Below are 22132 nucleotides of genomic sequence, written 5' to 3' on the forward strand. Positions count from 1 at the left end.
CATGCCGTACGCCGTGACCGTCATACACCCGGCACCCGCCGCGGAGAAGTTCCACGCCGGTGTGTCCCCGCCGGAATCGCCGTGCCGGGCCTGGGGCGACCGACCTTCTGATGGCAAACTGAAGCAAACGTAGCCAACCCCGGGAGTCGCCGTGGAGCCGAGGTTCCTGCTGCTGTCCGACGTGGCCGCCGAGCTGAACGTGTCGGACTCGCAGGTCTACCACATGGTGCGCAGCGGGGAGCTGCCCGCCATCAAGATCGGCGGCCGGGGTCAGTGGCGCGTGGAGCGCGCCCGGCTGGAGGAGTACATCGAGCGCAAGTACGCGGAGACCGCCGAGTGGGTACGCGGCAACCCGCTCACCGAGCGCGACGTCGAGTGAGCACACGGCATTGACGATCGGCGTTGCCCTGCCCGAGAATGAGGAACAGTCGGAGGCAAACGAAGGCAAACGCAACGAACAGGGGTTGAGGATGGTCGACACCCGCCGCCCGCTGGCACCGCGTCCCCCCGTCCGGCTCCGGCCCGCCCCGCCGCTCGACCCACCGTGCACCGACCAGGATCCGGTCTGGGGCGACGCCCGGGCCGACGCCTGGGGCAATGCCGACCAACTCGCGCTCGATCTCTTCGACCCCCGCCGCCGGGACTCCGACCGGCCCGCCGGCCGGGCCCCCGACCGGTCCACCGGGCTGCCCGCCGGCCGGGTCCGGGACAGCCCGGCCGGCAGGGGCGCCGACGTCCGGCCGCTGCCGGCCGGGCCGGGGCACTCGGCCGGCCCGCCGCCTGCGGCGCTGGTCACCGCGACCCCCGAGGCGGCCCGGGCGGCGCACCGCTTCGTCCGCACCTTCCTGGAGATCGTCAACGGCTACCGCCCACCGGGGCAGCTCCGGCCGCTCTGCCTCCCCGAGGCCGCCGCCCGGGTGAGCGCCGAGCTGACCCGCGCCGCCCGCCGGGTCGGCCCGGCCCGCCGCCGCACCGCCCGGCCGGTCCTCCAGCTCCGCCGGTTGCGGGTCAGCGAGCCCCGCGCGGGCGCGGTCGAGGCCGCCGCCGTGCTGGCCGGCGCCGGCGGCGCGAGCTGGGCCATCGCACTGCGCCTGGAACACCGCCGCGGCACCTGGCTCTGCACCGTCCTCGACGTCCTCTGACAAAGGGCCGGGACGCGGACGGGCCCCGGCCGGTGGCCGGGGCCCGTCGTGCTGGGGCGCGGTGTGCGTCAGTTGCCGCCGCCGTTGGGGGCGCCGTGGCAGCGCTTGTACTTGCGGCCGGAACCGCACGGGCAGGGCGCGTTGCGGGACGGGCCCTCGCCCGCCCCGTCGACCTGACCGGGGGCGGCCCGCCGGGCAGTGCTCGCCGCGACCGCCTGGCCGCTCATCCCGGCCGTCGACCGGCGGGGGGTGGAGGCGGCGGGGCGCTCCGACGTCTCGGGACGGCCGATGCCGAGCGCCGGCGCCTGCTCCTCGGCGCGCTCGATCACCGGCGCGCCGCGACCGGCCTCACCGTCGACGGACGGTGCGGAGTATTGCAGGCCCTGCTGCTGCGGCGTGCGGTTGAGACCCTTGGCCCGGATCTCCACCGGCTTCTCCAGCAGCTGGACCTCCTCCTCGGCCTCCGGTGCGGGCTCCTCGACCTGCACCTCCAGGTTGTAGAGGAAGCCGACCGTCTCCTCCTTGATGCCGTCCATCATGGTGGCGAACATGTCGAAGCCCTCGCGCTGGTACTCGATGACCGGGTCGCGCTGGGCGTACGCCCGCAGGCTGATGCCCTCCTGGAGGTAGTCCATCTCGTAGAGGTGCTCGCGCCACTTGCGGTCGATCACCTGGAGCAGGACCATCCGCTCGAGCTGGCGCACGGCCTCCTCGCCGAGCTGCTCCTCACGCCGGTCGTACGCGGCGTGCGCGTCCTCCTTGAGGCGGGCGAGCAGGAAGTCCTGGTCGAGGCCGGCCCGGGAGCCCACCTCCTCCTCCAGCTCCTCGACGGTGATGCCCACCGGGTAGAGCTGCTTGAGGCTGGACCAGAGCTGCTCGAGGTCCCAGTCCTCGGCGTAGCCGTCGCTGGTGGCCCCCACCACGTACGCGCCGACCACGTCGTCGAGCATGTTGCGGACCTGCTCGGAGAGGTCCTCGCCGTTGAGCACCCGGAGGCGCTCGGCGTAGACGACCTGGCGCTGCTTGTTGAGCACCTCGTCGTACTTGAGGACGTTCTTGCGGATCTCGGCGTTCTGGCCCTCGATCTGGGCCTGCGCGCTCTTGATCTGGCGGGTGACCATCTTCGACTCGATGGGCACGTCCTCCGGGATGTTGAAGCGGTCCATGACCGCCTCGACGGCACCGGCCCGGAAGCGCTTCATCAGGTCGTCCTGGAGCGACAGGTAGAAGCGGGACTCGCCCGGGTCACCCTGCCGGCCGGCGCGACCGCGCAGCTGGTTGTCGATCCGGCGCGACTCGTGCCGCTCGGTGCCCAGCACGTAGAGGCCACCGGCGGCGGCGACCTCCTCCGCCTCGACGTCGCAGGCCTGCTTCCACTTCGGCAGGATCTCCTCCATCGCCTTGGCGTACTCCTCCGGCTGCTCGACCGGGTCGAGGCCGCGCTGGCGGAGTTCGTTGGCGGCGAGGAACTCGGCGTTGCCGCCGAGCAGGATGTCGGTGCCGCGGCCGGCCATGTTGGTGGCGACGGTGACTGCGCCCTTGCGCCCGGCCTGGGCGACGATCTCCGCCTCCTTGGCGTGGAACTTCGCGTTCAGCACGGAGTGCGGGATGCCCCGGCGGCGCAGCAACTGGGAGAGGATCTCGGAGTTCTCCACCGAGACGGTGCCGACCAGCACCGGCTGGCCCTGCTCGTGCCGCTCGGCGATGTCCTCGACGACGGCGTTGAACTTGGCCTTCTCGGTCTTGTAGATGACGTCCGCCCGGTCGAGCCGGACCATCGGCCGGTGCGTCGGGATGGTCACGACGCCGACCTTGTAGACCTTGTTGAACTCGCTCGCCTCGGTCTGGGCGGTGCCGGTCATGCCGGAGAGCTTCTCGTAGAGGCGGAAGTAGTTCTGGAGGGTGATGGTGGCCAGGGTCTGGTTCTCCTGCTTGATCTCCACCCCCTCCTTGGCCTCGATCGCCTGGTGCATGCCCTCGTTGTAGCGGCGGCCGTGCAGGATGCGGCCGGTGAACTCGTCGACGATGAGGACCTCGCCGTCGCTGACGATGTAGTCCTTGTCGCGCTTGTAGAGCTCCTTGGCCTTGATCGCGTTGTTCATGTAGCCGACTAGCGGGGTGTTGACCGACTCGTAGAGGTTGTCGATGCCGAGCCGGTCCTCGATCTTGGCGACACCGCGCTCGGTGATGGCGATCGTGCGCTTGGCGTGGTCGACCTCGTAGTCGCCCTCGCCGTCGGTGCCGGGCTGGAGGCGGGCCACCACGGCGGCGAACTCCTGGTACCAGCGGGCGGAGTGCTCGGCCGGGCCGGAGATGATCAGCGGGGTCCGGGCCTCGTCGATGAGGATCGAGTCGACCTCGTCGACCACCGCGAAGAAGTGGCCGCGCTGGACCAACTCGTCCCGCGACCAGGCCATGTTGTCGCGCAGGTAGTCGAAGCCGAACTCGTTGTTGGTGCCGTAGGTGATGTCGCACTCGTAGGCGGCACGGTGCTCGCTGGCCGGCCGGTTGGGCAGCACCACGCCCACGGTGAGGCCCAGGAACTCGTGCACCCGGCCCATCCAGGCGGCGTCGCGCTCGGCCAGGTAGTCGTTCACGGTGACCACGTGCACGCCCTTGCCGGCGAGCGCGTTCAGGTAGACCGGCATGACCGAGGTCAGGGTCTTGCCCTCACCGGTCTTCATCTCGGCGATGTTGCCGAAGTGCAGCGCCGCACCGCCCATCACCTGGACGTCGTAGGGCCGCTGACCGAGCACCCGCGAGGCGGCCTCCCGGCACACCGCGAACGCCTCGGGCAGCAGGTCGTCGAGGGTCTCACCGTCGGCGAGCCGCTCCCTGAACTGGTCCGTCATGTCCCGCAGCTCGTCGTCGCTGAGGTTGACGTAGTCGTCCTCGATCGAGTTGACGGCGGCGGCGATGGCCTTGAGCCGACGCACCATACGGCCCGCGCCCGCGCTAAGGACCTTTTCCAGAATCGACACGGATCAACGCTCCCCTAGACAGTCTCGAACCATCGTAGGCGCTCCGACGCGGCGATGGTCACTGGTGGCGGCGGTCCGGGGCCGCGAACCCGACATAACGCCGAGCGGGGGCGCTGAGCGGCGGTAATCGGGTTACGCCGTACGCGAACGATCCGGCACGATGGCTCGGGTGGAGCCTGTGGAGATCATCGAGGACGGTCTGCTGCTGCGACCCTGGCGAGCGGAGGACGCCGACGCGGTGTACCGCGCCTGCCAGGATCCGGACATCCAGCGCTGGACCACCGTACCTCGCCCGTACCTGCCCGAACACGCCCTCGGATTCGTGACGGCGATCAGCGGGGCGGCCTGGGCGGACGGCACCGGGGCACCGTTCGCGGTCTGCGACGCCGAGACCGGTGAGCTGCTCGCCTCCTGCGGGCTGGTCTCCATCGACCGCGGCCTGGACTCCGCCGAGGTGGGCTACTGGACCGCGCCCTGGGCCCGCGGCCGGGGCGTGGCGGTACGGGCCACCCGGGCGGTCGCCCGCTGGGCGTTCGACGCCCTCAAGCTGCGCCGGCTGATCTGGCAGGCGGAGGTCGGCAACCACGCCTCCCGGCTGGTCGCGCTGCGGGCCGGCTTCCGGGTCGAGGGCGAGCTGCGGATGGCCCACCCGGCGGTCGACGGCCGCCCGGAGGGCTGGATCGGCTCGCTCCTCCCGGCCGACCTGGCCGCGCCCGGCGAGCCCGCCCCGTACGGCCCGGACACCCTCCAGGCCCGCCGCGCGGCGGTGTTCGGCCGGCCCCAGCCGGTCCTGTTCGCGACCGCCGGCGCCACCGAGCTGCGGCTGCGCCCGCTCGAGGAACGCGACATCGACGCGCTCGTGACCACCTGCCGCGACGAGGACACCATCCGCTGGACCACGGTGCCGCACCCCTACCAGCGGGAGCACGCCGAGAGCTTCCTGCGGGACATCGCCGAGGCGGCCTGGGCCCGGGGCACCGGCGCCTCCTACGCGGTCGCCGACGCCGACGACCGCTACGTCGCCTCGGTCGACCTGCGCATCTCCCCCGGCGGCCCGCTCGTCGCCGACGTGGGCTTCATGACCGCGCCGCACGCCCGGGGCCGGGGCTACCTGCCGGCCGCGCTGACCGCGCTCTGCGCCTGGGGCTTCACCACGCTCGGGCTGGCCCGGATCGAGTGGCGGGCCAACGTGGGCAACACCGCGTCCCGCCGGGCCGCCGAGAAGGCCGGTTTCACCGTCGAGGGCACCCTCCGCGGCGGTGTCCAGCACCGGGGCGAACGGCAGGACGTCTGGATCGGCGGCCTGCTCCCGCAGGACCTGGCGTGACACCGGAGACCATCGAGGCGCACGGGGTACGGCTGCGGCGGAACCGGCTCACCGACCTGGCGGACACGGCCGCCGGCTGCGCCGACCCGCTCACCCGGCGGTTCCTGCCCGGCCTGCCCGACCCGTACACCGAGGAGAGCGCCCGGTGGTGGATCACCGAGGGCGCGCCGGCGGCCTGGGCCACCGGCGGCGCGGCGTACGTGATCGCCGACCCGGCCACCGACCGGTTGATCGGCGCGGCGGGCCTCAGCCACCCGCTGGCGGAGCGCGGGCAGGCGGAGATCGGCTACTGGGTCGCGCCGTGGGCGCGCGGCCGGGGCGTCGCCACGGCCGCCACCCGCGCGCTGGCCGAGGCCGCCTTCGCCGCCGGCACCGTCCGGCTCGAACTGCTCACCCATGAGGAGAACGCGGCCAGCCAGCGGGTGGCGCTGGCGGCCGGGTTCCGGCACGAGGGGGTACGCCGGTCGGCCGGCCAGGGTCGCGACGGTCGGCACGACCTGGCCGTCTGGGTACGCCTCGCCGATGACCCGCCCGGGCCGACCGCGCGGCTGCTGCCGGACCTGCCCGAGGGCCGGCTCACCGACGGCGTGGTGACGCTGCGCCGGCTCCTGCCGGCGGACGCCGGGGCGCTGTACCGGCTGCACACGCTGCCGGAGGTGGTGGTGAACCGGGTTCCGCCGGCCCCGCCGACGCGGGACTCGGTCGAGCGGCGGTGCCGCCGCGCGGAGAGCCACTGGCTGGCCGGCCGCTCGGCCGACCTCGCCGTCCTGGACGCGGCCACCGGCGCCGTGGTGGGCGGCTGCGCGCTGGTGTACGACGAACCGAGCACCGGCCAGGCCATGCTCGGCTACAGCCTGCTGCCCGAGGCGCGCGGTCGGGGGCTGGCCACCCGGGCGGTGGGCCTGGTGGCCGGCTGGGCCTTCGACGTCGGGCTGGCCCGGCTCTGGGCCGGCACGCGGCCGGAGAACATCGCCTCGCAGCGGGTGCTGGAGAAGGCCGGCTTCGGCCGGGAAGGGCTGCTGCGCGGCCGGCTTCCCGGCCCGGACGGCACCCGGATCGACTCGGTCGTCTTCGGGCTGCTGCCGGGCGACCGCGCCGGCTGACGGCGGAAGCCGCGGTGGTCGCCCACCACGGCTTCCGGCCGGTCCGTACCGGTGGTCAGGGTCCGGTGTCGAGCGAGATGATCCCGTAGTCGTAGGCGTGCCGGCGGTAGACCACGCTCGGGCGGCCGGACTCCTTGTCCTGGAACAGGTAGAAGTCGTGGCCGACCAGTTCCATCTGGAACAACGCGTCGTCGACCGTCATCGGCTCGGCGGGGTGCACCTTCGCCCGCGCGATGTGCCACGGCTGGTCGTCGGGTTCCTCGTAGCCACTCTCGTCGGGCCGTTCCGCGACGGCGGTGGCCGTCCCGTGCCCGTTCAGCGCCGCGAGGCCGGGCCCGTCGAGGTCGGCCACCGGCAGGTCGGCGGTGGCGGCGGCGACGGAGAGCGGCGCGTGCCGGCCCCGGTGCACGCGGCGGCGGTCGGCCGCCCGGCGGAAGCGGGTGTCCAGCTTGGCGATGGCGGCGTCCAGCGCGCTGTAGAAATCGTTCGTGCAGGCCTCGGCCCGGATCACCGGACCGCGCGTCACGCAGGTGATTTCCACCCGCTGGCAATGATCGGCCTGGCGCGGATTGCGCTCGTGGAACAACTCGACGTCCACGCGAATGAGCTTGTGGTCGTAGCGTTCGATCTTTGCGAGTTTCTCGGCTACGTGCACCCGGTAATGGTCCGGCACTTCGACGTTACGGCCCTTGACCACGATGTCCACGTGACCTCCCTTGTTCGGACGGTCGTTCGGTCCGGATCTTCCGGTCGACGCGCCCTGGGAGAACCCCGTTCGGCGTCGACCGATGGTGTACGGCTACGCCTCCTTCCAGTGCCGGGGGAAGGTTGGCAACCCTCCTACCCCCGACACGAAAACGCTAACTCCTGTTCGGCCACCAGTCACCCCTAGTTGCCGGGAGAGGCCGCGAAATTTAACAGCTCATACACCATGGGGTGAAACGGAAACACGAAGCGTTACTGATGGTGCCGCTTTTGCGTTGCGGCGAGCACGGCCGCGGCCTTTGGCGTCATTCCCGCCCCGCGCAGGACCCGACTCACCGCCGCCAGCGTGGCCCCCGTGGTGACGATGTCGTCCAGCAGCACCACCGCACCGGCCACCCCGCCGGACCGGCGCAGCCGGAACGCCGTCTCGGCCGCCGCGGCCCGGCCGGCACTGTCCAGCGCCACCGAATCCGGGCGGGGCGACGCGCGCAGCGGCCGGAGCACCCGGACCGGCCACCCGGCCGCGCCCAGCCGGCCCGCCGCGTGGCGGGCCAGCCGGTCCAGGTGGTCGCCGTAGCGGGCCCGGGCCGCCCGCGCGGTGTCCGGCACCGCCACCAGGGTCACCGGGCCTCGCGGGCCCACGGCGGCGGCGACCACCTCGGCGAGCAGCGCGCCCAGCGGCCGGGCCAGCCCGTGCCGGCCCCGCTCCTTGTACGCCAGCAGCCCGTTGCGCAGCGCCCCCGCGTACGGGCCGAGGGCGACGCACGGCGGCAGGCCGGCCGGGGCCGGGTCGGGCCGGGTCGGCGCGGGGGTCAGTGCCTCCAGGTCACGCACGCAGTCCGGGCAGAAGCCCTGCCGCAGGCCCGGCACGCGCTCCCCGCAGCCGGCGCACCCGGCCGGCAGCACCAGGTCGGTCAGATCCGACCACACGCGGCCGAGGTCCGGCACCGGCACCTCTCAGTAGAAGAAGAAGGGGACGCTCGGATCCGACTGCTTGGCACCGTCGGCCACGTCCCGTACCTGGCTTCGCTCGATCTTCGTCCCGACCGGGTTGTTCCGGTAGGCCACGGTGGCCTGGTACATGTACGAGAAGGAGGGCAGCGGCCCGGACGGGCCTCCCGGGTAGGCGGCCAGGTGGGACACCGGAGCGCTGGTGTCCCGGATGAGCGGGGTCTCGACGGCCCCGTCCACCGAGGTCTGGTAGATCGCCGGCTGGCGGCCGTCGTTGCCGGCGAAGACGAGCTGGTTGTCCGCGTACCAGTCGACGGCCGTGAGCTTGGTGAGCCGGGTGGTCAGCGGTCGCGGCGTGCCCACGTTGGTCTCGCCACCGTCGACGCTGACCGGTGCGACGTAGAGCGCGCCGCCCATGATCAGCGCGATCCGGTGGCCGTCGAGCGAGGCGGCCACCGCGGTGACGGCACGGGACATGCCGGCCAACGGGCTCATCCCGGCCGCGCCGTCGAAGCGGTACAGCGTGCCGTCCGCCACCACCAGGCCGGAAGGGTGCTGTCTGTCGGAGGAGCGCAGCCAGATCGGGCGTCCGATCGAGCGGTAGACGTGGGCGCTGCTGTGGAACTCCGTCACCGGACCCGGGCCGGTGCCGACCATCAGCCGCTGCTTCTGGTCCGACCGGGTGACCACCAACGCCGCCAACACCTCGTCCCCGGCCCTGCTGAGCGCCGCCGACACCACGTTCCGGTTGGCGTCGGCGTCAACCGGCACCGTGCCGACCGGCTCGCTGCCGATGGCGAGCGGGTGGATCGCCCCGTCGTAGACGCAGTACCGCTCCGGGACCCGCAGATTCGGGTAGAGCGGGTGGACTGCCCGCTCCTGCTCCAGGTCGATGGTCCGCCGCTTCTGGTTCTGGATCTTCAGGTCGAGCTGACCCTCCAGGTCCGGCAGCGACCACGCGAGCTGGGTGGCGAACTTGGCGAGCCGGTCGTCGTCGGCGACCGGCATGGTCAGGTTGACCTCCCAGCGCTGGTCGGAGCCGGTGGCGTTGTTGATCGGCGCGGTGCCGTCCGGCACTCTGGTCACCCCGGGGGCGAGCCATTCGGACGGGCCGCCGGCCAGCCACCTCACCACCTCGGTGACCCGCCGCTCGACGGGCACCGCGTTGGGCAGGTAGCGCCAGTCGGGCACCAGCTGGCTCTGGTCGGAGTTCCAGAAGTAGATGGTGTGCGTGCCGTAGTACTGGCGCAGCGCGGTGACGCTGAGCAGCAGCACGTTCGGCAGATTGGTGATCACGAGCCCCTGGCTGCCCGGATCGGCGCGACGCAGTTTGAACTCGTACTCGGTCTCCGGGGCCGTCGGCTTGTCCAGGGTGCCGTCGGCACGGAGCACGCCGACCTGTTGCACCCGTACCGTGACCTCCCAGTTGCCCTCGTTGGTCAGCAGCCGGGCCTCCGGGGACTCCAGCAGCCTGACCACGGTCAGCTCGACCTCGCTGCTCTGCTTCTTCTTCGGCAGGCGGCCCTGGGCCTCCTTGGCGATGAACTTCTTGACCCGGTCGTACGCCTGCTCCCGCTCACCGGCCGCCGCGTCCAGGTACTCGGTGATGAACTGCTTCGGATCCTCGGTCGCGCTGCGGGTCGGCGGTTGGCTGCCGCTGCCGTTCAGCGTGCCCGGCTCGCCCGCCGGACCCCGGCCGTCGACCTGGACCTCGGTGCGGTCCGGGATGCCGCAGCCGACCAGCGCGGCGGGCAGCAGCGCACCGGCCACCAGCGCCGTCAGCAGCCGCCGCCTCAGGGTGAGCTCATTCCTCACGGTGCCACCTCCGCACGGTCGCCCGGCTCCGCCGGCCCGATGGCCAGGGCGCCCACGTCGCTGCCCGGCCCGATGGCGAGCGGGCCGCCGCTGCGCGGGCCGCCGAACGGCAGCGTGGCGTCGGCCGGCACCAGCCGCAGCGGCGAGGTGGTCAGCCGGTCGCCGGCGCGGGCCGGCAGGGTCAGCCGGAACTGGGCGCCCTGACCGGGCGCCCCCCACGCCTCCAGCCAGCCGCCGTGCAGCCGGGCGTCCTCGAGGCTGATCGACAGGCCCAGCCCGGTGCCGCCGGTCTGCCGGGCCCGGGACGGGTCGGCCCGCCAGAACCGGTTGAAGACCAGCTTCTCCTCGCCCGGCTTGAGCCCGACGCCGTGGTCCCGCACCGTGATCGCCACCGCGCTCTGGTCCACGCCCAGGGTGATCCGCACTGGCTTGGCCTCGCCGTGCTCGACCGCGTTGCCGACCAGGTTGCGCAGCACCCGCTCCACCCGGCGCGGGTCGACCTCGGCGATCACCGGGCTCTCCGGAAGATCCAGCTCGATGGCCACCCCGACCCGCTCGGCCAGCCCGGCCAGGCGCTCGGTCACCCGGTGCACCACCGGCACCAGGTCGGTCGGCTCGCTGTCGAGCATGGCGAAGCCGGCGTCGAAGCGGCTGATCTCCAGCAGGTCGGTGAGCAGTTCCTCGAACCGGTCCAGCTCGGCCTGGAGCAGTTCGGCGCTGCGCGCCACCGCCGGGTCGAACTCGTCCCGCTCGGCGAAGATCAGGTCGGCGGCCATCCGGACCGTGGTGAGCGGTGTCCGCAGCTCGTGGGAGACGTCGGAGGTGAACCGGCGTTGCAGCCGGGACATCTCCTCCAGCCGGAGGATCTGCCGTTGCAGGTTGGTCGCCATCTGGTTGAACGAGGCGGCGAGCAGGGCCAGGTCGTCCTCGCCGTTGACCACCATCCGCTGGTCCAGCAGGCCCGCGGAGAGCCGCTGGGCGGTCCGGGCCGCCACCCGCACCGGGGTCACCACCAGGCGGGTGACCAGGGCGGCCAGCAGGCCGAGCAGCAGCACCAGGGCCACGCCGGTGGCGACCACGGTGGCCCGGGCGTCGGCCGCGGTGGCGTCCTGCCGGGTCAGCGGCACGAGGTAGTAGAGCTCCAGCTGCCCGAACCGGGTCGGCACCGGCGAGCCGTAGACCAGGTACTTGGTGCGCTCGCCGTCGAGGGTGCCGGTGCGGACCTGGTGGGCGACGTTCCCGGCCGCCACCGACGCCCGCAGCTCCGGGCTGATCAGCGGCCGCACCTGCACGTCCGGCGAGGTGCGCGGCTCGATGAAGCCCGCGAAGCTGTCGGCCGTGATGGCCACCACCACGCCGCTGGTCTGCGCCGGGTCACCGCCGGCCAGGTAGTTGACCGTGCCGTCGATGGTGTCCTGGAGCTGGGCCTCCTGCGGCTGGCTGTAGAGGTTGAACTGCTTCGAGGCGTAGTCGCTGCCGTTCTGCAGCCGCAGCAGGACGTCGGTCTCGGCGTTCTCCAGCAGGATGTTGGTGAGCTTGTCGGCGATCAGGTAGGCGAAACCGCCCACCAGCAGGCTGGACGCCACCAGCGTGATGGTCACCACACGAAGCTGGAGTGATCTCCGCCAGGTCTGGTGCGCGCCGGCGGCGAACCGGGCCGCGCGGCCGGCCAGGACACGCCACAGCGCCCGCGCGGCGGAGAGCCGGCGGGACGCGGGGGTCGGCGAGTCGGGGGAAGGGGAGGTCACCACAGTGCTGACCAGGCTATCCGGTGCCTGCCTTGTAGCCCACGCCTCGCACGGTGAGGATGATTTCGGGTCGCTCCGGATCCGGCTCGATCTTGGCGCGCAGCCGCTGCACGTGCACGTTGACCAGGCGGGTGTCGGCGGCGTGCCGGTAGCCCCAGACCTGCTCCAGCAGCACCTCGCGGGTGAAGACCTGGCGCGGCTTGCGGGCGAGTGCGACCAGCAGGTCGAACTCCAGCGGGGTCAGCTTCACCTCCTCGCCGTCCCGGCTGACCGTGTGCGCCGGCACGTCGATGGTGATCTGGTTGCCGGGCGGGCCGATGGTGAGCAGTTCCGGCGCCACGTCCTCGCCACGGCGCAGCCGGGCCCGCATCCGGGCCACCAGCTCCTTGGGCTTGAACGGCTTGACCACGTAGTCGTCGGCCCCGGACTCCAGCCCGAGCACCACGTCGACCGTGTCGCTCTTGGCGGTCAGCATCACGATCGGCACGCCGGACTCACCCCGGATGGCCCGCGCCACGTCGATGCCGCTCATGCCGGGGAGCATCAGGTCGAGCAGGACGATGTCGGGCCGGCTGTCACGGAATGCGGCCAGTGCCCGTTCCCCGTCCGCGACGAAGGAGGGCACGAAGCCCTCGCTGCGCAGGACGATGCCGAGCATCTCGGCGAGTGCGGGGTCGTCGTCGACCACCAGTACCCGGGCTCTCATGGGGTTTATCGTTCCATCCCCGTTCGCTTGGAGGGTTCGGCGTCTTCACGGCACCGTAGCGCCGAGGGCGGTCCGGCACCACAGCTGACGGCGTGGCCGCCCGCGTGGCGCGTCGCGGCGGACGGGTCCACCGGACGCGGACGCGCCGTGCAACCATGATCCCTCGGGTGTGTCGCCGCCCGCCACCTCCACCCGCCCGCCAGGAGTGCCCGTGCCCGACGCCGGCCCGACCGCGGTGCTCCCGCGCCGCCCGCTGACCGTCGGCGAGCTGCTCGACTCGGCTGTCCTGCTGCTGCGTGACCAGGCCCGGGTGCTCGTCCCGCCGGCCGTCCTGCTGGCCCTCGGGGAGCAGGCCCTGCTGCATCCGGTGCGGGTGCTGGCCGGCGCCCGGCCGCCCGAGTGGTGGCCGGATCCGGACCGGTTCGGGTGGTACTGGCTGCTGCTCGCCGTCGGCGCCGGGACCGAGGCCATGATCATCGCGCTGCTCGGCAATCCGGCCGCCCGGGGCGCCGGGGCCGCGCTGCTGGGCCGCCGCACCGGGCCGCGCGAGCTGCTGCGCGGCGCCCGCTGGGGCGCCACCCTGCTGGCCGCGGCCGCCGTCGGGTGCACCGTCCTGCTCGCCGGGCTGGCCGGGCCGGCCTGGTTCGTCGCGTACGGGCTGCTCGGCGCGGTGGTGCCGGTGCTCGTGGTGGACCGGGTGCCGGAGCACCGGGCGCCGGGGCGGGCGCTGCGGCTCGCGGTCCGGGTCGGCGGGCGCGCCGCCGCCATCCGGCTGCTCGGCTACCTGGGGTGGTGGCTCATCCGGCTGGGCATCGGGCTGGGTGTCTACCACGGCCTCGGGCTGCTGGGCCTCTTCGACGTCTCCGCCTGGGCGCTGCCGGTCGCCACCGTCGCCTGGGTGGCGGTGAACGCGGTCGCGTATCCCGCGTTGGCCTGCCTGGACGCGGTGCTGCACCTGGAGACCCGGATGCGCACCGAGGGGCTGGACATCCGGCTGTCCCGCACCCCGGCCCCGGAGCCCGTCCTGCTGGCGGTGCAGCGGTGAGCCGGTGGTGGACCGAGACGGTCGCCGCGCTGGGAGACGCCGTACCGCTGCCGTTGGCGGCGTTGCTCCTGCTGGCGGGGGCCCTGCTGCTCGCGCTGGCCTGGTATTTCTTCCCGGCCTGGGTGCCCCGGCGGCTGCCCCGGCTCGCCCGGCCCCGGCTGCCCCGACCCCGGCTCCCTCGACTCCGGCTCCCCCGGTTCCGGCTGCCGAAGCTGCGGCTGCCCCGGCGGCGGCGCCGGGCCCGGCCGGACGTGCCGGCGGTGCCGGTGCCCGCGCCCCGGTCGCCCGAGCCGGCGACCGCCGCCCCGGCCGACCTCGCCGACCGACTCGCCGCCGAGGGCCGGTACGCCGAGGCGGTCCGGGAACGGCTGCGCGAGATGGTCCGCCTCCTCGTGGCGCGCCAGCTCGTCGAGCCCCGCCCCGGGCTGACCGTCACCGAGCTGACCGCGGCCGTGGCCCGGGTCCGGCCCGACGTTCACCCCACCCTGCACACCGCCGGGGCGATCTTCTCCGACCTCTGGTACGCCCAGCGCCCGGCCACCGCCGCGCACGACCACCGGATGCGCGACCTCGCCGCCGACCTGCACCGCGAGCTGGCCGCCGAGGGGAGCGCCCGGTGACCGCCACCCTCGACCCCGCCCGCCCGGCGGCCGCGCCCGCGCCCCGCCGCCGGTGGCACCGCGTGGTGGTCCCCGTCGGGCTGGCCGTGCTGCTCATCGTGACCACCCTGGTCCTGCACGCCGTGGACCAGCCCGACCCGACGGACCGGGGTTTCCTGGCCCCGGCCGCCACCGGCGACGACGGGGGCAGCCGGCTGGCCGAGGCGCTGCGCGCGCAGGGCGTGCCGATCCGCCGGGCGACCGACACGCCGGCCGCCCTGCGGTCCGCCGGAGCGGGTCCCACCACCCTCTTCGTGCCCGCCCCGGACCTGGTGCACCCGGCCACCCTTGCCGCACTGACCGCGCTCCCGCCCGGCAGCCGGCTGGTGCTGGTCGAGCCGTCCCGCCGGGTGCTGACCGGCCTGGGCGTGCCGCTGGAGCCCACCGACCGCCGATGGGCCACCCGGGCCGTGCCACCCGAGGCCGACGGCACGCCCTGCCGGCTGCCCGAGGCGCTCCGCGCCGGCACCGCCGCCGTGGACCACCAGCGGTACGCCGGGCCGTCCGGCACCGACCGGTGCTACGCGGGCGCGCTGCGCCGGATCTCCTGGGGCACCGAGGTGGTGGTGGTCGGCGCCAGCGACCCGTTCCGCAACGACCGGATCGACGAGTGGGGCAACCGCGCCCTCGCCACCGGCCTGCTCGGCGGCGACCGCCCGCTGGTCTGGCTCGACCTGCCCGGCGCCGCGCCGGCACCGACCGGCCCGAGCTGGTCGCCGACTCCGGACGACGACGGGACACCCTTGCCCCGGCGCAACGGAGGCCGCGGGAACGACCGGGCGGACCCGCCGCCGACCTGGCACAACCCGCTCTGGGACGCGTTCCCGCCCTGGTTCTGGGCGGTGCTGGCGCAGCTCGCCGTGGCCGGGCTGCTGCTGGTGCTGTGGCGGGGCCGCCGTCTCGGCCCGCCCGTGTCGGAGCCGTTGCCGGTGACGGTCCGCGCCGCGGAGACGGTGCTCGGCCGGGCCCGCCTCCACCGCCGGGCCGGCGCCCGGGACGCCACCGCCGCGACGCTGCGCGCCGCCGCGCTGGACCGCCTGCTGCCCCGGCTCAACCTGCCCGCGGACACGCCGCCCGACGAGGTGGCCGCCCGGGTCGCGGCACACGCGGACGCGGACCCCGAGCGGGTGGCCGAGCTGCTGCACGGCGCCGCCCCGGAGAACGACCGCGAGCTGCTGGAGCTGGCCCGCGACCTGGACGCCCTGGCCCGTACCCTGGCCCCCCACCCGACCGAAGGAGACCCCCGGTGACCGGACCCGTCATCGCCGCCGCGTCGCCCACCGCGCAGCCCGACGCGCGCGCCGCCCTGCACCGGCTGCGAGCCGAGGTGGCCAAGGCCGTCGTCGGCCAGGACGCCGTGGTCACCGGCCTGGTCATCGCGTTGCTCTGCCGGGGGCACGTGCTGCTGGAGGGCGTGCCCGGGGTGGCCAAGACGCTGCTGGTGCGGACCCTGGCCACCGCGCTGGACCTGGAGTCCAAGCGGGTGCAGTTCACCCCCGACCTGATGCCGGGCGACGTCACCGGGTCACTGATCTTCGACCCGCGCACCGCCGCCTTCACCTTCCGGGAGGGGCCGGTCTTCACCAACCTGCTCCTCGCCGACGAGATCAACCGCACCCCGCCGAAGACCCAGTCGGCGCTGCTGGAGGTCATGGAGGAGCGGCAGGTCTCCGTCGAGGGTGAGCGCCGCCCGCTGCCCGACCCGTTCATCGTGGCGGCCACCCAGAACCCCGTCGAGTACGAGGGCACCTACCCGCTGCCCGAGGCCCAGCTCGACCGGTTCCTGCTCAAGCTGACCGTGCCGCTGCCCGGCCGGGACGAGGAACTGGGCGTGCTCCGCGCGCACCACGCCGGCTTCGACCCCCGCGACCTGCGCGCGGCCGGCGTACGCCCGGTGGCCACCGCGGCCGACCTGGCCGCCGCCCGGGCGGCCGTGCACGCGGTGCACGTGGCCGAGCCGGTGCTCGGCTACATCGTGGACCTGTGCCGGGCCACCCGGGTCGCGCCGGCACTGGAGCTGGGCGCCTCGCCCCGGGGCGCCACCGCCCTGCTCGCCACCGCGAAGGCGTGGTCCTGGCTGGCCGGCCGGGACCACGTCACCCCGGACGACGTGAAGGCCGTCGCCCGGCCCACCCTGCGGCACCGCCTCCGGCTGCGCCCGGAGGTGGAACTGGAGGGCGTGACCGTGGACGCCGTGCTGGACGCGGTGCTGGCCACCGTGCCCACGCCCCGATGACCTGGCGGGCGGGCCTGCTGCTCGCGGCGAGCGCGGTGACCCTGCCGGCCTGGCCGGCGCCGTTCGCCGGCGTCGCCGTGCTGACCGCGGCGGTGCTGCTGCTGGTCGCCCTCGACTGGCTGCTCGCGGCGCCGCTGCACGGGCTCACCGCCACCCGCGCCGGCGACCGGGCGGTCCGGCTCGGCGGCACCGCCACGGTCACCCTGCACCTGGCCAACACCTCCGCCCGCACCCTGCGCGCCCAGGTGCGCGACGCCTGGGTGCCCTCGGCCGGGGCGCGGCCCGACCTCCCCGCCGGGCGGGTGCACACCGTCGCGCCGGGCGGCACGACCGCCCTGCCGGTCCGGCTCACCCCGGCCCGGCGGGGCGACCGGCCCGCCGTGGCGCTGACCGTGCGGTCGCTCGGGCCGCTGCGGCTGGCGTTCCGGCAGCGCGCCGGCCACCCGGCCACGCCACCGTGGACGCTGCGCGTGCTGCCCCGCTTCGACTCGCGGCGGCACCTGCCCGAGAAGCTGGCCCGGCTGCGGATCATCGACGGCGTCCAGGTGACCCGGGGGCGCGGCCACGGCACCGAGTTCGACACCCTCCGCGAGTACGTGGTCGGCGACGACGTGCGCTCGATCGACTGGCGCGCCAGCGCCCGCCGCTCGGACGTGCTGGTCCGCACCTGGCGGCCGGAGCGGGACCGGCGCCTGGTCTGCGTGCTCGACACCGGCCGCACCTCGGCGGTCCGGCTCGGCGACGAGCCCCGCCTGGACACCGCGATCGACGCGGCGCTGCTGCTCACCGCGCTGGCCGCCCGGGCCGGCGACCGGGTCGACCTGCTCGCCGCCGACACCGCGATCCGGGCCCGGGTGACCGGCAGCGGCCGGCCCGCGCTGCTCGCCCGGCTGGTGGACGCGGTCGCACCGCTGCAGCCGGCGCTCGTGGAGACCGACTTCGAGCTGATCGCCGGCGAGGTGCTGCGCCGCGAACGGCAGCGGAGCCTCGTGGTGCTGTTCACCGCCCTGGAGGCCGGCGCGCTCGGCGAGGGCCTGCTGCCGGTGCTGCCCCGGCTGGCCGCCCGGCACCGGGTGGTGCTCGCGGCCGTACACGACCCGGTGCTGGCCGGGCTCACCACGGCCCCGCCCGCGAGCCTCGACGACGCGTACGCCGCGGCGGCGGCCTGGCGGGCCCTCGCCGAGCGGGACCGCGTCCGGGCCGCCCTGTCCCGGCACGGGGTGACCGTGGTGGACGCTCCCGCCGACCGGCTCGCCCCGGCGGTCGCCGACACCTACCTGCGGCTCAAGTCCCTCGGCCAGCTCTGACGGCCCGCCCGCCGAGCAGCAGCGCGTACGCGAGGAAGGCCAGCCAGACCGTGGCGCCGATCGCCACCCGGACGGCGACCGGCAGCGGCGCCGGGGTCACGAACGCCTCCAGCAGCGCGGAGACCGCGAAGAGCCCGACCAGGCCGGCGGCGACCACGATGGCCGAGCGGCCCGCCTCCGCGACGGCCCGGCCCCGGCTCAGGTGCGCCGGCGGCGCGATCCAGGCCCAGGCGGTCCGCAGCCCGACCCCGGCCGCCACGTAGATGCCGGTCAGTTCGAGCAGCCCGTGCGGGGTGATCATGCCGAAGAACACGTCGGCCCGGCCGTAGGAGACCATCACCCCGCCGACCACGCCGATGTTCAGCGCGTTCTGCCAGAGCAGCCAGAGCACCGGCACCACCAGCACACCGGCGGCCAGGCACTGGGCGGCCAGCCAGGCGTTGTGCGTCCACAGGTGGAACGCGAAGGTCGGCGCGGTGAACTCGGTGTAGTAGCCGGCGAAGCCGGAGTCGACGAGCTGCCGGGCCGCCTCGGCGCCGATGAACGCGGCAGCGGTGTCCGGGTGCCCGGCGACGAACCAGATGAGGAACGCGGTGAGCGCGCTGAACCCGGTGGCCACCGCGCACCACCAGGGCCAGGCCCGGTAGAGGGCGGCCGGCAGGTCGGCGACGAGGAACCGGCCCACGGCCGCCCACGAGGGCCGGGGGCGTCCGGTGATCCGGGCCCGCGCCGCGAGCACCAGGTGGGACAGGCGGCCGACCAGCACCGGTTCCGGGGCCCGGCTGCGCAGGGCGGAGAGGTGGGTGGCGGCCCGCTGGTAGAGCGCCACCAGCTCGTCCACCTCGGCGGCGTCCAGCCGGCGCCGGCCGGTCAACTGCTCCAGCCGCCGCCACTCGGCGCCGTGCTCGGCCACGTACGCGTCGAGATCCACTAGCCCTCCCCCGTCCGGCGCCCATAGTGTTCACTGAGCGGGTGCGCGCGCAACCACCCCCTCCGGCACCGTGGGCCGACGCCGGTCTGGTCAGCGGCGAGGCCGTGGAGCTGGACGTCCGGGTGGCCCGGCTCGGCTCCCGGGTGCTCGCCCTGCTGATCGACCTCGTGGCCCAGCTCGTGGTGGCGCTGCTGCTCGGCACGGCGCTGTCGGTGCTGGTGATGAGCCTGCCGGGGGACGTCATGGATGCCGCGCTGGCCGGCGGGATGCAGCTCGTGCTGCTGGTGCTGGTGCTTGTCGGCTACCCGGTGCTCATGGAGCGCTTCGCCGGCGGCCGGACGCTGGGCAAGCTGGCCGTGGGGCTCCGGGTGGTGCGCGCCGACGGCGGCCCGGTCGGCGTCGGCCAGTCGCTGACCCGCGCGCTGGTGGGCGTGGCGGTCGAGTGGCCGGGGCTCGTGCTGCCGTTGCTGAGCTGGGCGGCGAGCGTGACGGTGATGCTGTCCGATCCGCGCGGGCGGCGGCTCGGCGACCTGGTGGCCGGGACGCTCGTGGTGCACACCCGCAGCGTCGGGGGATGGCGGCCGGGCCCGCCGCCCGTGCCGCCGCTGCTCGGCTGGGCCGGCACCCTCGACCTGACCCGCCTGGACGACGGGCTGGCGTTGGCCGTCCGGCAGTACCTGGGCCGGTTGCACCAGCTCGCGCAGCCCGACCGGATCCGGCTGGGACGGGAACTGTGGGCCGAGGTCGCCGCGGTCACCGCGCCGCCCCCGCCGTGGGTCGCGCCCGAACCGGCGTACCTGGCCGCCGTGCTGGCCGAGCGGGGTCGCCGGGCCGCGTACCGGCTGGGCCGCGCGCGGGCGGTCACCGCCACGCTGTGGCCCGAGCTGGCGCCCGCGCCCGTGGCCGCGCCGGCCCCGACCCTGTTGCGGCCCGCCGCGCCGGCGCCCGCCGTCCCCGCCCGGACCGATCCGGTACGCGGACAGTCCACCTCGGTCGAGGCGAGGCGCTGACCGGTCAGGAGAAGAGCGCCCGGCCCCACCAGTCGGCGGCGTCGCGGACACCGGGCGGGCAGGCGAACAGGCCGCTGGAGACGTGCCGCAGGTATTCGTTCATGGCGTCGTTGCGGGCCAGCCGCGTCTGGATCGGCACGAACTGCTTGCGCGGGTCCCGCTGGTAGGCGATGAAGAAGAGCCCGGCGTCGAGCCGGCCCAGCCCGTCCGACCCGTCCACGAAGTTGTAGCCCCGGCGCAGCAGGCGGGCGCCGTCGTTCTGGTCGGGGTGGGCGAGCCGGACGTGCGCGGTCTCGGCGATCACCGGCTCGCCGTCGTCGCCCTTGGCGGCGAAGTCCGGCTCGTCGAACTCGGCGCGCTTGCCGAGCGGCGCGCCGCTGCCCTTGGTCCGCCCGACGATCATCTCCTGCTCGGCCAGCGGGCTGCGGTCCCAGGTCTCGACGAGCATCCGGATCTTGCGGGTGACCAGGTAGGACCCGCCGGTCATCCAGTCGGCGCCGTCACCGGGCTGCGCCCACAGCTGCTCGCGGAGCAGGTCGGTCTCCTCGGCCTTGAGGTTCGCGGTGCCGTCCTTGAAGCCGAACAGGTTGCGTGGGGTGGCCTGCCCCCGCGACGTCGACGAGGTACGCCCGAAGCCGAGCTGCGACCAGCGGACGCTGACCACGCCCATGCCGATCCGGGCCAGGTTGCGGATGGCGTGCACCGCGACCTGCGGGTCGTTGGCGCAGGCCTGGACGCAGATGTCGCCGCCGGAGAGCTCGGGCTTGAGCGCGTCGCCGGCGAAGTGCGGCAGGTCGGCCAGGGCGGCGGGCCGCTTGGCGGCGATGCCGAACCGGTCCTTGCCCTGGGCGTCGCGGAACAGCGTCGGCCCGAAGCCGACGGTGATGGTGAGCTGCGACGGGGGCAGCCCGAGCGCCTCGCCGGTGTCGTCCGGCGGGGCCTCCGGCACGCCGTCGACCGCGCCGATCAGCCCGGCGTCCTTGCCGGCGGTCATCCGGGCCGCGGCGGCGGTCCACTCCTGGAGCAGCGCGACGAGCCGGGCCCGGTCCTTGGTGATGACGTCGAAGGCGACGAAGTGCAGCCGGTCCTGGGCCGGGGTGATGATGCCGGCCTGGTGCTCGCCGTGGAACGGGACCGCGCCGGCCGCCGTCTCGGTGGCGGACGCCTGGTCGCCGCCGCCGAACAGGGCACCCGCGCCGACCGCCACCCCGGCGACGCCGGCCACGCCGGCTCCGGCCAGGGTGATGGCCCGGCGCCGGGACACCCCGGCGCCGCGGGTCGTCTCGTCGGTGCTCGGCTCGCTCATCACGTCACCTCCGGACCCGGTCGTCATCGGGCGACGACCGCGGCAACCTTGCTGATCGGCTCGGCCAGGGCGTTGATGCTGTCGGACAGTTCCTTGAGCTCGGCCTTGCTGAGCTGGGTGTGCAGCTTCCAGCCGTCGCCGGCGCGGTGCTTGCCGAGGGCGGTCTCGACGGCGGCGAACTCGGTGTCGAGCTGCTTGACCAGGTCGGGCGAGCGCTGCTCCAGGGCGGGGCGCAGCGCGGCGATGGCCGCCTTCGAGCCCTCCAGGTTGGCGTTGAAGTCCCAGAGGTCGGTGTGCGAGTACCGCTCCTCCTCGCCGGTGATCTTGCCGCTGGCGACCTCGTCGAGGAGCGCCTTGGCGCCGTTGGCGAGCTGGAGCGGGGTGAGCTTCTCGGCGTTGGCCTTGGCCACGATCGCCTTCACGTCGACGAGGAGCTGGTCGGCGATGGCGCCGTCCTTGCTGACGTCACCGGTGGTCCACAGGTCCTTCTCGATCCGGTGGAAGCCGGTGAACTGCATGCCCTCCTCGACGACCTCCTCGCGGCCGTCGATCTTCGGGTCGAGGTCGCCGAAGCTCTCGGCGACCGGCTCGATCCGCTCCCAGTAGGTGCGGGCCACCGGGTACAGGTCCTTGGCCTTGGCCACGTCGTTGGCCTTGACCGCGGCCACGAACTCCTCGGTCCTGGTGAGCAGCGCGCCGGTCTGGCTCTGCACGTAGCGCTGGTAGCTGGCGGTGGCCTGGCTGAGCGCGGCGTCGGGGGCGACGGTCGCGACGGTGCCGCTGACCTTCAGCGCGCCCCGGATGCCGCGGCCGCTCATGCCGGGCTTGCAGGCGGTCTCGTACGTGCCGGCGGGCAGTTCGACGCGCAGCTCGCGGCTCAGCCCGGGAGCGATGTTCTCGACCTCACCCATCACCCGGTCGCCGGCGGCGTAGACGTAGAACTCGTTGACCTTGGACCCGTTGTTGGTCACCTTGAAGGTGACCTGGCCGGCCTCGATCTCGGTGCTGTCGACCTCGCAGGCGCTGTCGGTGGCCTTGACGGCGATCGGGCCCCCGGCCTTGGCGTCGGAGTCGTCACCGCCCCCGCAACCGGCCAGTCCCGCGAGGGCGAGCACCCCGGCGGCAGCGGGCACGACGAGTCGAGTGGTACGCATCGGTGA

General features: G+C 74.4%; 19 protein-coding genes. 10 read left to right on the forward strand and 9 right to left on the reverse strand.

The features are described from left to right. The first annotated feature begins 151 nt into the window (after positions 1–151). Both GA0070214_RS05910 and GA0070214_RS05915 read left to right on the forward strand, forming a co-directional pair. Positions 152–379, forward strand: coding sequence for a helix-turn-helix transcriptional regulator (locus GA0070214_RS05910; protein WP_091260002.1), 228 nt, complete (start codon positions 152–154; stop codon positions 377–379). 91 nt (positions 380–470) lie between these two features. Further along, on the forward strand, positions 471–1142 hold the full coding sequence (locus GA0070214_RS05915; protein WP_091260003.1) for an Rv3235 family protein: 672 nt from the start codon (positions 471–473) through the stop codon (positions 1140–1142). Positions 1143–1210: 68 nt separating this feature from the next. Here GA0070214_RS05915 and secA read toward each other — a convergent pair whose 3' ends face one another. Beyond that, positions 1211–4123 carry a preprotein translocase subunit SecA gene (gene secA / locus GA0070214_RS05920; protein WP_091260006.1) on the reverse strand — a complete coding sequence of 971 codons (2913 nt, stop codon included), beginning with the start codon at positions 4121–4123 and terminating at the stop codon, positions 1211–1213. Positions 4124–4283: 160 nt separating this feature from the next. On the opposite strand from secA, the gene GA0070214_RS05925 reads away from it, so the two are divergent. Together GA0070214_RS05925 and GA0070214_RS05930 are read left to right on the forward strand one after the other, a co-directional pair. Then, positions 4284–5450, forward strand: a complete 1167-nt coding sequence (locus GA0070214_RS05925) for a GNAT family N-acetyltransferase (RefSeq protein ID WP_244167574.1) — start codon at positions 4284–4286, stop codon at positions 5448–5450. Continuing rightward, positions 5447–6553, forward strand: a complete 1107-nt coding sequence (locus GA0070214_RS05930; protein ID WP_091260012.1) for a GNAT family N-acetyltransferase — start codon at positions 5447–5449, stop codon at positions 6551–6553. The genes GA0070214_RS05925 and GA0070214_RS05930 overlap by 4 nt, the downstream gene beginning before the upstream one ends. Before the next feature lie 55 nt (positions 6554–6608). Here the strand turns inward: GA0070214_RS05930 and hpf are convergent, their stop codons facing one another. From hpf to mtrA, 5 genes are all read right to left on the reverse strand, one after another. Then, on the reverse strand, positions 6609–7259 hold the full coding sequence (hpf, locus tag GA0070214_RS05935; protein WP_091260014.1) for a ribosome hibernation-promoting factor, HPF/YfiA family: 651 nt from the start codon (positions 7257–7259) through the stop codon (positions 6609–6611). Between the two features lie 251 nt (positions 7260–7510). Then, positions 7511–8206, reverse strand: a complete 696-nt coding sequence (locus GA0070214_RS05940) for a ComF family protein (protein ID WP_091261383.1) — start codon at positions 8204–8206, stop codon at positions 7511–7513. A 9-nt stretch (positions 8207–8215) separates the two neighbouring features. Next, a complete protein-coding gene (locus tag GA0070214_RS05945) occupies positions 8216–10006 on the reverse strand; it encodes an LpqB family beta-propeller domain-containing protein (RefSeq protein ID WP_091261385.1) in 1791 nt (596 codons plus the stop codon). Positions 10007–10020: 14 nt separating this feature from the next. After that, entirely contained in the window at positions 10021–11775 is a 1755-nt protein-coding gene (mtrB, locus tag GA0070214_RS05950; protein WP_091260016.1) for an MtrAB system histidine kinase MtrB, read from the reverse strand. 13 nt (positions 11776–11788) lie between these two features. Continuing rightward, on the reverse strand, positions 11789–12478 hold the full coding sequence (gene mtrA / locus GA0070214_RS05955) for an MtrAB system response regulator MtrA (RefSeq protein WP_046564340.1): 690 nt from the start codon (positions 12476–12478) through the stop codon (positions 11789–11791). Between the two features lie 211 nt (positions 12479–12689). On the opposite strand from mtrA, the gene GA0070214_RS05960 reads away from it, so the two are divergent. The 5 genes from GA0070214_RS05960 to GA0070214_RS05980 are packed head-to-tail and all read left to right on the forward strand — an operon-like array spanning position 12690 to position 17725. Continuing rightward, complete coding sequence (locus tag GA0070214_RS05960) at positions 12690–13523, forward strand: hypothetical protein (RefSeq protein WP_091260018.1); 834 nt, start codon at positions 12690–12692, stop codon at positions 13521–13523. Further along, entirely contained in the window at positions 13520–14143 is a 624-nt protein-coding gene (locus GA0070214_RS05965) for a DUF4129 domain-containing protein (protein WP_091260020.1), read from the forward strand. The genes GA0070214_RS05960 and GA0070214_RS05965 overlap by 4 nt, the downstream gene beginning before the upstream one ends. Then, entirely contained in the window at positions 14140–15432 is a 1293-nt protein-coding gene (locus GA0070214_RS05970; protein WP_091260021.1) for a DUF4350 domain-containing protein, read from the forward strand. Before GA0070214_RS05965 ends, GA0070214_RS05970 begins: the two co-directional genes overlap by 4 nt. Positions 15433–15443: 11 nt before the next feature. Next, positions 15444–16418 carry an AAA family ATPase gene (locus GA0070214_RS05975; RefSeq protein WP_377462969.1) on the forward strand — a complete coding sequence of 325 codons (975 nt, stop codon included), beginning with the start codon at positions 15444–15446 and terminating at the stop codon, positions 16416–16418. Continuing rightward, the gene (locus GA0070214_RS05980; RefSeq protein ID WP_091260025.1) at positions 16415–17725 is read left to right on the forward strand and encodes a DUF58 domain-containing protein; all 1311 of its coding nucleotides are present in this window, start codon (positions 16415–16417) and stop codon (positions 17723–17725) included. Before GA0070214_RS05975 ends, GA0070214_RS05980 begins: the two co-directional genes overlap by 4 nt. Here the strand turns inward: GA0070214_RS05980 and GA0070214_RS05985 are convergent. Next, positions 17703–18656: a stage II sporulation protein M gene (locus tag GA0070214_RS05985; RefSeq protein WP_091260027.1), complete on the reverse strand. Its 954-nt coding sequence runs from the start codon at positions 18654–18656 to the stop codon at positions 17703–17705. The two genes, GA0070214_RS05980 and GA0070214_RS05985, sit on opposite strands and share 23 nt — an antisense overlap. Positions 18657–18697: 41 nt before the next feature. Here GA0070214_RS05985 and GA0070214_RS05990 point away from each other — a divergent pair, with 41 nt between their 5' ends. Beyond that, complete coding sequence (locus tag GA0070214_RS05990; protein ID WP_244167575.1) at positions 18698–19666, forward strand: RDD family protein; 969 nt, start codon at positions 18698–18700, stop codon at positions 19664–19666. Between the two features lie 4 nt (positions 19667–19670). On the opposite strand, the gene efeB is transcribed toward GA0070214_RS05990, so the two are convergent. Continuing rightward, entirely contained in the window at positions 19671–20972 is a 1302-nt protein-coding gene (gene efeB, locus GA0070214_RS05995) for an iron uptake transporter deferrochelatase/peroxidase subunit (protein ID WP_244167576.1), read from the reverse strand. A 23-nt stretch (positions 20973–20995) separates the two neighbouring features. Continuing rightward, on the reverse strand, positions 20996–22126 hold the full coding sequence (efeO, locus tag GA0070214_RS06000) for an iron uptake system protein EfeO (protein WP_091260033.1): 1131 nt from the start codon (positions 22124–22126) through the stop codon (positions 20996–20998). Between the last annotated feature and the right edge of the window lie 6 nt (positions 22127–22132).

The sequence above is a fragment of the Micromonospora chaiyaphumensis genome, from assembly GCF_900091435.1.
GTDB lineage: Bacteria > Actinomycetota > Actinomycetes > Mycobacteriales > Micromonosporaceae > Micromonospora > Micromonospora chaiyaphumensis.

What these genes read in the sequence shown, in the direction of transcription:
- efeB (WP_244167576.1), bottom strand. Translation starts at nt 20,972, where the DNA reads ATGAGCGAGCCGAGCACCGACGAGACGACCCGCGGCGCCGGGGTGTCC.
- GA0070214_RS05980 (WP_091260025.1), top strand. Translation starts at nt 16,415, where the DNA reads ATGACCTGGCGGGCGGGCCTGCTGCTCGCGGCGAGCGCGGTGACCCTG.
- efeO (WP_091260033.1), bottom strand. Translation starts at nt 22,126, where the DNA reads ATGCGTACCACTCGACTCGTCGTGCCCGCTGCCGCCGGGGTGCTCGCC.
- mtrA (WP_046564340.1), bottom strand. Translation starts at nt 12,478, where the DNA reads ATGAGAGCCCGGGTACTGGTGGTCGACGACGACCCCGCACTCGCCGAG.
- GA0070214_RS05925 (WP_244167574.1), top strand. Translation starts at nt 4,284, where the DNA reads ATGGCTCGGGTGGAGCCTGTGGAGATCATCGAGGACGGTCTGCTGCTG.
- GA0070214_RS05915 (WP_091260003.1), top strand. Translation starts at nt 471, where the DNA reads ATGGTCGACACCCGCCGCCCGCTGGCACCGCGTCCCCCCGTCCGGCTC.